This window comes from Yoonia sp. (genome assembly GCF_017854415.1).
Taxonomy (GTDB): Bacteria; Pseudomonadota; Alphaproteobacteria; order Rhodobacterales; family Rhodobacteraceae; genus Yoonia.
This window is the reverse complement of sequence record NZ_JAFMHR010000106.1, coordinates 1-10,621: the sequence shown is the minus strand read 5'-3', so window position 1 is coordinate 10,621 and position 10,621 is coordinate 1. Positions and strand designations below refer to the sequence as shown.

Here is a 10,621-nt window from a genome sequence, read left to right as displayed (position 1 = left end):
GCAAAAAGCGCTGGATATTCGTGCCTTGCGGGGTGACACCACCGCCGATCATTTCCGCGATCGAACCGGTGACAACAACAGCAGGCAGCGCCGGATCAAGCGTTTTCCAAGCACGCTTCATCGCTTCTTCGGTGCCTTCACCCATCTCGGTTTCGGCAAGACCAGTCACGACAATCGGCAGCTCATGCGGCGGCAAACCGTCGGTGTAGTGCAGCACGGAAGTGACAGGCAGGTTTTCACAACCCACAGGACCATCAATGACAACCTGCAAACCTTTGACGGCACAAAATGCGTAAACCGCACCCCAATATCCGCCCGCGCGATCATGATCAGTGACAAGCATCAGATCATCTCCTGCGCTTTGGCAGCACGCGCCATTTTATCAAGCTTCTTCTGGTGTGCGGCACGGAAATCAGGACGCAAGTTTGGCGACCCTTCCCAGACACCGGCAGTGTCACCTTTGCCAACGCCCTCAAAGAAGGCACGCATCGTGTCCATCTTTTCTTTACCAGCAATCGCCGCATTGACGACCTGCGCAAGCGATCCGGCACCCGCAGGTCCCATCAAAGGACGGGCAGAAAGCAAATTGGTGAAGTAAAGCGCTGGAATTGCACGTTCCTTGGCATGTTGGACAACCGGCGTCGTGCCAATCGCCAAATCAGGATTGATCGCATCAACAGCAGCCAAATCATCTTCGAGCGAGGCGCGATATTTGACCTTCACGCCCTTCGCGGCTAGCCATTCGGCATCAGCGCGCGACCATTCGGTCTTAGGGCAAGCAGTGCCGACATAAGGCACATCCGCGCCACTTTCGATCAGCAAACGAGCGACCAGCAATTCGGAACCTTCGTAACCAGAAACGGTCACCGTGCCATTGATCTGCGCACCCGAAAGCGCACCTTTGATCGCAGGCAGGAATGCGTTCTGTGCAGCAGCAATCTGGTCAGGCTTCACGTTGTAAGCATCACCAATCGCGGCCAACCAAGCAGCGGTGCCATCGTGACCTACAGGCGCAGAGCCCACGATCTTGCGGCCAGCGGCCTGAAATTCACGAATTGCGGCGGTGTAAAACGGGTGGATCGCAGCAGCAACGCCGCAATCAAGGGCGGCATATAGTTCGCGCCATTCACGCGTCGGCACAACTGGACCAGCGGCCAGACCCATCGGGGCCAGCATCGCGCCAATCATCATCGGATCAGCCGGGAACATCTCGCCCAGCAGCGCCACGGTCGGGCGGTCATGCTTGCCGCCAACAGGGCGAGCAACTGGGCCAGCTTTCACTTCTTCACGGGCATACTTGAGCATCGCACCAGCCAAGACATCTTTTGCCTCTGCATGGGTCGGAATACCAAAACCGGGCACATCAATGCCAACAATCCGGACGCCGTTAATTTCGCGCGGCAACAACCGCAGTGGCACACCAGACGCAGTCGGGACACAAAGGTTCGTCACGACAATCGCGTCATAGCGATCTGGATCGGCCATATCATGGACGCTCTCGCGAATGTCTTCGAACAGTTTACCGGTCACCAAGGACTCTGAATTGAACGGAACATAGCCCACTGAACGGCGCGCACCGTAGAAGTGCGAGACAAAAGTCAGGCCGTAAACGCAACACGCGGAACCAGACAATATCGTGGCCACACGTTTCATGCGAAGACCTACGCGCAAAGATCCGAACGCAGGGCACATGCTTTGTGGCTGGTCGTGGGGTCCTTGCGGATAGTCCTTGGCGTATTGATCAAGGATATCAGATTTACCAGCAGCACGCGCTGCTGCTTCCATGGTGCCCGCACTAGCGGTGCACCCACCATCTAGGGCCGTTTGCTGCGCTGCCACAGGCAATTCAGCAGTTTCGTCACGCGCCGCACCTTCGATGATCTGGACTTTGCCAGCTTCATCGTAGCCTACTTCGTAGCCCATGGTGCCTGTATCATGCGTCATATTTAGCTTGCTCCTTTACAGGGGCTTCGCGCAGAACATCCGCAAGCAAACGCTTGATCTGTTCTGGCTTTGCGCAAGCCAGCATCCGGCGGACATCATCGGGAATAGTTTTGCGAGGATCAGGCGTCATCATAAATGACCTCCAAACTTTCCTTGGGCGCAGCATTTTTACCCCGCATGTCGACGTCAGTGGCAGGAACCAACTGATAGTCGCCGCCGGTATCTTTCGCGTCGAACAGGCCAAGCAGACCGTCCTGATCAAGCGGGTTTGGACGGACAGGCGGCGCGATGCCAACAGCATCAGCCAGACCAGCAAACATCGGACCCCATTGGCTTTCGTTCGTGCCAACGATCACATAGTTCGCACTTTTCTTCCTTAGATCGTCGTCCTGTGGGATTGCAGCAAGGACAGGTATGCTAACAGCTTTGGCGAAAGCCTGCGCTTCTCCCGATCCGTCATCTTTATTGATGACAAGTCCGGCGACCCCAACGTTGCCACCCAGTTTTCGGAAATATTCGACTGCCGAGCAGACATTGTTAGCAACATAAAGCGATTGGAGATCATTGGATGCGACCAGGATAACTTTCTGCGCCATATCGCGCGCGATGGGCAGACCAAAGCCGCCACAGACAACATCGCCAAGGAAATCAAGCAGGACATAGTCAAAGTCCCAATCATGAAAGCCCAGCTTTTCAAGCAATTCAAACCCATGGATAATGCCACGGCCACCGCAGCCGCGACCCACTTCTGGTCCGCCCAGTTCCATTGCAAAGACGCCGCCGCGCTTGAAGCAAACGTCGCCAATAGCGACTTCTTCGCCAGCAAGCTTCTTCTTGGCAGAGGTTTCGATGATCGTTGGGCAGGCTTTGCCGCCGAACAAAAGGCTGGTGGTATCAGATTTTGGATCGCAACCGATCAGCAGCACGCGCTTGCCCATCTCGGCCATCATGTGGCTGAGGTTCGCAAGCGTGAATGATTTGCCGATACCGCCTTTGCCGTAGATCGCAATGATCTGCGTTTTGGACGTAGGTTCGCCTTGCGGCACCTCGAGCGTCGGTTCCTCGTTGGCTTCGTCGCGCAATCGCTGATCGAAATCCTTCAGGTTTGGAATTTCATCTTTCATGCAGTTCCCCAATTCAAAATCATCTTCAGACACGCAGGATCGGTAAATGCGGTCTCATAAGCGCCGCTGGCGAGTTCGGCGGGTTGTTGGTGTGTGATCAGATCGGCCAGCTCTAGCGTGCCAGCCTCGACCAGTGCTTTGGTCGCAGTCATGTCATCAGGTGCCCATTCAGCGCTGATGCGAAAACGGGCCTCTTTCATAAAGGCAGGCGGGAACGCGAATTGGATCGGGGCGGTATAGAATCCCGCCAGCACGATCTCGCCGCCCTTGGCCAAACGACCAATCCAGTCATTGAGTAAATCACCCCGACCAGACGCGTCATAGACCGATTTATAGTCACGGCGCGGATCGCAGTCAGGCGTCGTCACCTCATAGCCAACAGCACCGCCCATCCGGACAGGGTCGACTTCCCAAACGGTAGGAGCGGGCGCGCCAGAAGCGACAGTCAGGCGGGCCAGTAAACGACCCAAAACGCCATGGCCAACAATAAGATCAGGAACAGCCTTATTCGGGCCAGCCATTGCATGACGGGCGGTCGCGGCCAATGCTAGCAACGCGCCTGCAGCACCGAAACCACGGTCAATCCGTGTCACTCGGGACGCTTTTGTGACCAGCGTTTGCGCGGCTGCACCAAACAATCCGTGTGCGCCCTCGTAGCAACTGGCACCCGGTACAAAGACATGTTCGCCAACGCGGTATCCGCTATCAGCACCTGCTTCGACAACTTCGCCTGCGGCCTCGTAGCCTGGAATCAGTGGGTAACCCATACCGGGAAACGGCGGCATCTCACCTGTCCAGAACAGTTTTTCGGTGCCAGTTGAAATACCGGAGTGCCGGATTTCGACCACAATATCATCAGCCACGGGTGGAATGATTCCCACCTGATCCAGCCCAAGCTTGCCGGGTGCTGATAAGAGTACGGCCTTAGTTTCCAACGCTTTGTCTCCCCAATGCCATCTGCAAAGCTATCTTTGCTATGGGCATTCTGTGTTGGGTTGAGTGTAGCGTTAGACACGCGTGTGTCAATTACTTTAGACAGTCAAAGTGTCAATCTAGCCTTACACCCGTCACGACAGACGTTATAAATGGACGGCGCGTGGATGGTGCTTTGACATCCGCAAATCCCGCGCCGCGCAAAAGATCAGAAATCTCTACAGCGGACCGCGCGCGACCGGTACGCATCGCCATACAATACAAGGCAAAATAGGCGTCGCCGGCACGATGGGGCACAACGCCACCTGTCATCGGCTCTGAAATCACGACGCGCCCACCGGGCGGAAGGGCCTCATAAACAGAGCGCAACAAATCGGCCACGGTTTCATCACTATGATCGTAAAGCACCCGCACTAGCGAGATCAGATCAGCGCCATCCGGCAACCCCTCGTCACGAAAAGAGCCCGGGATAATCTCGGTCCGGTTCTGGATTCCGGCGGCTTCAAATCTATCACGCGCAGCGGGAACCACTGCAGGCAGATCAAACAACGTCAACGATAGATCAGGATAGGCCAGCCCTATCGCCGTCAAAAACGCGCCCGTTCCGCCGCCAACATCCATCACCCGGTGCGCACTGCCAAAACCAATCGCATCAAGCGTGTCTTCGGCAACCAGAACCAAGCTGTCGGCCATCAATTGCGAATACTGCGCAACTGTTCGCGGATCAGTCGCACCCTTTGCACCGAAAACATATGGCCAGAATTCAGCCAGTTCCGTTTCAACATGGCCGCGAAAAAACGCGACCGGGTCAGCCAAATCAAGGTAAAGAATTTCATGGTGATCGATCATGCCCGACAGCCCCGGCACGCCCGCCAAAGCCGCGCCGCGCGTCGTCAATGCATAACGGCCCGCACGGCGCCGCTTGATTAGTCCAAGCGCTGTGCAACCTGCCAAAAGGACCTGCAAACGGTCAAGTGGGACGTCGATTTCTTCTGAAATTGCCGCGGCAGACATTTCCTGCTTAAGCAAAAGTTGCGGCATTTTGAGCCGAACAAACGCCTGCAATAGCTGGCTGTGGCAAAAGCCTGCCACAAGATCGAACATCGCCTCGCCTTCTGAACGAACCATGCGCCGCGTGAATGGAAAACGTGCAGCCCAACGTTGAAACGCGCGCGACGCAATAAGCCGCGTAAAGCGACGTGACGTTTTAACCGCACCCCGAGGAAGCGGTTCAGGCAGATCTGTCATATGTTGTTCTGTCATTACTCGCCGGGCACTGCCGATCTGCTGCGTGCGCCTGCGGGCACCAATTTGTCCGCGTATGCACGCACCATTTGTGCCAGAGCCGCCTCGCCAGGGCAAGCTGGAATTGATGAGATAGCACCGCCAAGAATATCGTCGAACCGCGTGATGGCACCTTGAACCCCATAGACGGCGACCGCATTTGGGCGTCCGTGCAGGTCGTCCTGACCTGTAGGTTTCCCCAATGTCGCCGCGTCGCACAATGCGTCGCGCAGATCATCTGCCACTTGAAACGCCTCGCCAATGCGCGCGCCCAGTTCTTCCCAGGGGGCTGCATCTTGGCCAGCTGCAACAGCACCCATCTGAGTTGCGGCAATGAACAAAGCGCCGGTTTTGGCCTGATGATAAGCCGACAAATCAATCGCCGCTTCGCTTTCCCAGCCCTGGCCTGCGCAAATACCAAATGGCATACCAGTGCGGGTGCCCAGAATATCGATCAATTCTAACGCGCGTGCAGGCGTATCTCCGGCTGCGCGCGCCAAAACCTGAAAACCCATCACGATCAGGCTGTCACCCGTAAGGACCGCCAAAGGCTGTGAATAGGCCTTGTGCAGAGAGGGTTTACCACGGCGCACATCGGCATTATCGAAGCACGGCAAATCATCATGGACGAGGCTAGCGCTGTGGATCAATTCAAGCGCGACGGCAGCTGCATCGGTCAATTGCGGGCGATCGTCACCGCAGGCCATCGCCACAGAAGTGAGAATAGTTGGCCTGATCCGCGCTCCACCCGGGGTGACGGCATACTCTAACGCAGAAGCAAGCTTCGCAGGGGCCACGCCACCTTGGCCATGCGCAATAGCGCGGGCCATTGTTGCATCGATACGCTCCGAGATTCTCATATGCGTCTCCTTTGGAAACTATAGTGTCAATTTTAGTTTACATATGTCAATGTAAATCAAAAGGGACAATCGATTCAGGATGCACATGGTGCAGCAACTGCCCAAAATTGTAATTATCGGCGCTGGAATCGGCGGTTTGGCTGCAGCTTTGCGGCTAAGCCATCAAGGCTGCGATGTGACTGTGCTAGATATGCACAGCGCTGCAGGCGGAAAAATGCGCACTGTGGCGTCACCTGCGGGGCCCGTCGATGCAGGGCCAACCGTGCTGACAATGCGCCCGGTCTTCCACGCGCTTTTTGCCGATGTCGGTGAAAACTTGTCTGAGCACGTCACGCTGCAACCACTTGAAACACTGGCACGTCACTATTGGGACGACGGCACAAAACTGGACCTCTCCGCTGACCCCGCCCAAAGCCTTGCAAACGTGACATCCGCTTTTGGTGCAAAGGCTGGGCGAGAATTCTCTAAGTTCTCCAATCGCGCAGCACGTCTGTTTGCGGCTTTCGATTCCCCCATGATGCGCACGGCAACCCCTAACCAAATGGCCGTCACGAAAACCGTCCTGCGCAATCCAGCGCTGATCCTTGATATGGCGCCCCATCGCACGATGGCGGGACTGCTCCAATCCAGCTTTAGCAACACGCATTTGGCGCAGCTGTTCGGGCGCTATGCAACCTATGTCGGCGGGTCGCCTTATGCGTCCCCCGCGATCCTTTCGTTGATTTGGCAAGCCGAGGCGCAGGGCGTCTGGTCCATAAAAGGCGGCATGCATCAACTGGCGCAAAGCATCACAACATTGGCCGAAGCACGGGGTGCCGTGTTTCAGTACAACACGCAGGCCACGCGGATTACCCAGCAAAACGGACGCACTTCGGGTGTGCAGACCGCAGATGCGCATTTCCCGGCAGACATTGTTTTGTTCAACGGGGACCCGCGCGCGCTGCACGCAGGGATGCTTGGTGAAGGCGTCAAGGCAGCGGTGCAAGAAGATCAAGTTTCGCCGCGCAGTCTATCCGCCTATGTGCATGCCTTCGCGGCCAAGCCATCAGGCGTTGATCTGGCCCATCATACCGTCTTTTTCGGGCATGACCCTAAGGCCGAGTTTGCGGCACTTGCCAAAGGCGAGATGCCAACCGACGCGACCCTTTATATGTGCGCCCAAGACCACGGACACAAAGCCGCAGATGCGCTGCAGCGGTTTGAGATTATCATGAACGGGCCGCCAGTTCCCCGCGACGCCTACAAGGAAAAGCCACCATGCCAGACACAGATCTTCGCACGCCTGCAGCAGTTCGGCCTGACGTTCAGCCCCACACCGGGACCGGACGCGCTGACGACACCGCAGGGGTTCGATCAACTGTTTCCAGCCAGCAACGGTTCCCTTTACGGGCGGAGCCCGCATGGCCTGACAGCAGCCTTCAAACGCCCGACGGCACGGACGCCAATCGCGGGCCTTTATCTATGCGGGGGCGGGACGCATCCGGGGGCGGGGGTGCCAATGGCGACGCTCTCCGCAGCGCACGCGGCCGCGGCGATCATGACGGACCATGCTTCCACCTTGACGTCCCCCCAAACGGCTACGCGTGGTGGTACGTTGACGGGATCAGCGACTGCGGGACGAAAGCAGTCTCTGTCATAGGGTTTATCGGCTCGGTGTTTTCACCGTGGTACGCTTGGTCGGGGCGCAAAGATCCGGCCAATCACTGCTGCATCAATGTGGCGACCTACGGCAAAGGCGGGCGCTTCACGATGACCGACCGCGGGCGCGCGGCATTGCACACGACACCCGACACTTTGCAGGTCGGCCCATCATCCATGCATTGGAATGGCAAAGAGCTGGTGATCGACATCAACGAGATCAGCGGCCCACCGATCATCAGCCGTGTGCGCGGGCAAATCACAATCACACCCCATGCAATGACGTCTGTGGAACTGCCTTTAACCCCAGATGGCGCACATATCTGGCGACCTTTCGCACCATCGTCAGACATCAAGGTCGATCTAGAGGCAACGGGCTGGCAATGGTCCGGCCACGGCTATTTCGACAGCAACTTTGGGACGCGGTCGCTTGAGGAAGACTTCAGCTTTTGGACATGGGGCCGTTATCCGACCAAATCAGGGGCGACCTGTATCTATGACGCGGTGCGGCGCGATGGCAGCACCCTGGACACCGCGATTGCCTTTGACAGTGCAGGTGGCGCAAAAACCGTTGACGCCCCACCCCGTACCCGTTTCAAACGCTCACTTTGGCAGGTTATGCGCGAAACCCGCGCCGATGCTGGTGTGATGCCCAAACAAGTGCTGCCAATGCTGGACGCGCCGTTCTATTCCCGCTCTGCTGTGCAAACACAAATCGACGGCGAAGTCGTAACGGGCGTACACGAAGCGCTTGATCTAAACAGGTTTCGTTCACCATTGATCAAACCGATGTTGGCGGTACGCGTGCCACGGCGCAAAGGCTGGCGTTAGCGCAATTCGATAATCACGCCACCCGCGGCCCGTGCATCATCGGCGTCATGCGTAACCATTAACACTGGCAAACCGCGTGCTTTTGCGCGGTCAAACACCATTTCACGGACTTGGGCACGCAGTGTTGCGTCAAGCCGCGAAAAAGGTTCGTCCAGCAGCAGCGCACAGGGTTCAGATAACAACATCCGCATCAGCGCGATCCGCGCCTTTTGACCACCCGATAGCGTTGCGGGATCGCGATCTGCGAAACCTTCCAAACCGACTTCGCGCAACGCCTCTTCGACCTTGTCCTGACGCGCCGCAGCAGTTCCGCCCGCAAGCAGTCCAAAGGCAAGGTTTGCGCCAACGGACAGGTGCGGAAACAGCAGATCGTCTTGAAACAAAATCCCGACACGGCGCTGGTGCCGCGCTGCATCGGTAATGTCATGCCCATCCAGCAAGACCCGTCCCGTTGCGGTGAAATCTGCAGCCAAGGTACCTGTGACAAAGGCCAGCAAGGTCGATTTGCCCACGCCTGACGGACCCATCACGGTCAAAACCTCGCCCGATGCGATGTCGTGAGACACTGACAACAAAGGCGCGCCGCCTTTGGTAATCGTCACATCTTGCAGGGATAGACCCTTATCCATGAAGCAAACCTCGTCTGTTGCGCCAAGCCAATGCAGGGATCAGCAATGCCAGCGCGAACGGGATCAAAGCCGCCCCCGTTTGCATCAAACCGTACACGCCAATCGCACGGCGGTCACCGCCTGATGCAAGGGCGACAGCCTCGGTTGTCAGGGTCGCAACACGCCCACCGCCGATCAAGAGCGTTGGCAGATACTGACCAACAGACACCGCAAGCCCCACCGCCAAAGCCGTCAGCACAGGGCGCAAGAGCATCGGCAAACGCACGCGCCAGAGCACGCCATTGGGGCTAGCGCCTAATGCTGAAGCGATCACACCCATCCGTCCATCCCATGCCCGAAAAGGATCAGCCAAGGATAGAAACACGTAAGGCAACACGAACACCAAGTGCGCAATCATTACCGGCACCCGCCCCACATCCGCGCCGATATTCAGCATAAGCGTCTGCAGGCCCGGTAAAAATGCTGTCTGCGGGATCAAAAGGGGTAGATAAAGCAGCCAAACAGCGCGTTGGCTGAATGACAGACCATATCGGTATTCCGCCTCTAGGCAGCCAATCGTTAAAATCAGCGCGATCAAAGCGGCGGTGCAGGCGATCAATGCCGTCTCGTAAAGTGCATCCAGCGTACCGGGGCCGAAACGCATCCAGTTGCGCAAGGTGAATTCATCTGGAAAGGCATCCGGAAAGCCCCAAAAGCCAGCGAACGACCAGATCGCCAGAACCACGATACCAAACAGCACGATCAACGCAGAACCAGCGCCAGCAACCAGCGCTACATTCGCAACCACCGGATCAAACCGCCCACGCGCACCTGTCGCGATCCATTTGCGACCAAAGTGGGACACGACGACTTCGCCAAGACGCCAAAATACCAAGGCACCGACCACCAGCCAAAGCTGCAATAGCGCACCCGCCGCCCCCTCAAGCCGCATCGCGAGATCAGGATCGGACATCCATTTCACGATCTGCACCGACAACGATGGTGGCGTGTTCGGCCCCAAGATCACAGCGACATCCACAACCGACATCGAATAGGCCAGCACCACATAGATCGGTGGCCTGATCTGCGCATAAACACGTGGGAATACGGTCTTGAGCCAGCCTGTCCCCCGCCCATAGCCCAGCGCCTGCGCAATCGTGATACTGCGCTTTGCGTCGGTCTGACCAAGTGCCGCGAGCGTTATCAGCAACAGAAACGGCACCTCTTTCACGATCAAACCAAGGGTCATTGTCAAACCCCACGCGTCCTGAACGATCAACAAATCAGGGGGCCGGTCCCATCCGGTCAAGACAGGCGAAAACAAACGCGACACCCAACCAGATGGTGCGATCAGAAACGCCAAACCAAAGGCCGCCGCCGCGTGCGGGACGGATAGTAA

General features: G+C 57.2%; 10 protein-coding genes and 1 pseudogene. 2 read left to right on the top strand and 9 right to left on the bottom strand.

Translation table 11 applies throughout. From position 1 onward, the window contains the following. The 7 genes and pseudogenes from QZ197_RS12000 to QZ197_RS11970 all read right to left on the bottom strand — a co-directional run. Positions 1-343 (bottom strand): annotated as a pseudogene (locus QZ197_RS12000) (chlorophyllide reductase subunit Z); the annotation flags it as partial. After that, positions 343-1,944, bottom strand: coding sequence for a chlorophyllide a reductase subunit Y (bchY, locus tag QZ197_RS11995; protein WP_296432227.1), 1,602 nt, complete (start codon positions 1,942-1,944; stop codon positions 343-345). The gene bchY and the pseudogene QZ197_RS12000, both read right to left, overlap by 1 nt. Further along, complete coding sequence (locus tag QZ197_RS11990; RefSeq protein ID WP_296432225.1) at positions 1,934-2,074, bottom strand: hypothetical protein; 141 nt, start codon at positions 2,072-2,074, stop codon at positions 1,934-1,936. Before QZ197_RS11990 ends, bchY begins: the two co-directional genes overlap by 11 nt. After that, on the bottom strand, positions 2,064-3,068 hold the full coding sequence (locus QZ197_RS11985; RefSeq protein ID WP_296432223.1) for a chlorophyllide a reductase iron protein subunit X: 1,005 nt from the start codon (positions 3,066-3,068) through the stop codon (positions 2,064-2,066). Before QZ197_RS11985 ends, QZ197_RS11990 begins: the two co-directional genes overlap by 11 nt. Further along, a complete protein-coding gene (gene bchC, locus QZ197_RS11980; protein WP_296432221.1) occupies positions 3,065-4,003 on the bottom strand; it encodes a chlorophyll synthesis pathway protein BchC in 939 nt (312 codons plus the stop codon). Before bchC ends, QZ197_RS11985 begins: the two co-directional genes overlap by 4 nt. 112 nt (positions 4,004-4,115) lie before the next feature. Continuing rightward, positions 4,116-5,249: a methyltransferase gene (locus tag QZ197_RS11975; protein ID WP_296432229.1), complete on the bottom strand. Its 1,134-nt coding sequence runs from the start codon at positions 5,247-5,249 to the stop codon at positions 4,116-4,118. Between the two features lie 14 nt (positions 5,250-5,263). Next, positions 5,264-6,145, bottom strand: a complete 882-nt coding sequence (locus QZ197_RS11970) for a polyprenyl synthetase family protein (protein ID WP_296432219.1) — start codon at positions 6,143-6,145, stop codon at positions 5,264-5,266. A gap of 85 nt (positions 6,146-6,230) precedes the next feature. Between QZ197_RS11970 and crtD the strand changes: the two genes are divergently transcribed. Further along, positions 6,231-7,784, top strand: coding sequence for a 1-hydroxycarotenoid 3,4-desaturase CrtD (gene crtD / locus QZ197_RS11965; protein ID WP_296432218.1), 1,554 nt, complete (start codon positions 6,231-6,233; stop codon positions 7,782-7,784). Beyond that, positions 7,748-8,614 carry a carotenoid 1,2-hydratase gene (gene crtC, locus QZ197_RS11960; protein ID WP_296432228.1) on the top strand — a complete coding sequence of 289 codons (867 nt, stop codon included), beginning with the start codon at positions 7,748-7,750 and terminating at the stop codon, positions 8,612-8,614. Before crtD ends, crtC begins: the two co-directional genes overlap by 37 nt. Here crtC and QZ197_RS11955 read toward each other — a convergent pair. Continuing rightward, entirely contained in the window at positions 8,611-9,243 is a 633-nt protein-coding gene (locus QZ197_RS11955) for an ATP-binding cassette domain-containing protein (protein ID WP_296432217.1), read from the bottom strand. The two genes, crtC and QZ197_RS11955, sit on opposite strands and share 4 nt — an antisense overlap. Further along, positions 9,236-10,621 (bottom strand): ABC transporter permease subunit (locus QZ197_RS11950; protein ID WP_296432216.1); only part of this gene is annotated, 1,386 nt, incomplete at its 5' end. The genes QZ197_RS11955 and QZ197_RS11950, both read right to left, overlap by 8 nt.

What these genes read in the sequence shown, in the direction of transcription:
- bchY (WP_296432227.1), bottom strand. Translation starts at nt 1,944, where the DNA reads ATGACGCATGATACAGGCACCATGGGCTACGAAGTAGGCTACGATGAA.
- QZ197_RS11970 (WP_296432219.1), bottom strand. Translation starts at nt 6,145, where the DNA reads ATGAGAATCTCGGAGCGTATCGATGCAACAATGGCCCGCGCTATTGCG.
- QZ197_RS11985 (WP_296432223.1), bottom strand. Translation starts at nt 3,068, where the DNA reads ATGAAAGATGAAATTCCAAACCTGAAGGATTTCGATCAGCGATTGCGC.
- QZ197_RS11955 (WP_296432217.1), bottom strand. Translation starts at nt 9,243, where the DNA reads ATGGATAAGGGTCTATCCCTGCAAGATGTGACGATTACCAAAGGCGGC.
- crtD (WP_296432218.1), top strand. Translation starts at nt 6,231, where the DNA reads ATGGTGCAGCAACTGCCCAAAATTGTAATTATCGGCGCTGGAATCGGC.
- QZ197_RS11975 (WP_296432229.1), bottom strand. Translation starts at nt 5,249, where the DNA reads ATGACAGATCTGCCTGAACCGCTTCCTCGGGGTGCGGTTAAAACGTCA.
- QZ197_RS11990 (WP_296432225.1), bottom strand. Translation starts at nt 2,074, where the DNA reads ATGACGCCTGATCCTCGCAAAACTATTCCCGATGATGTCCGCCGGATG.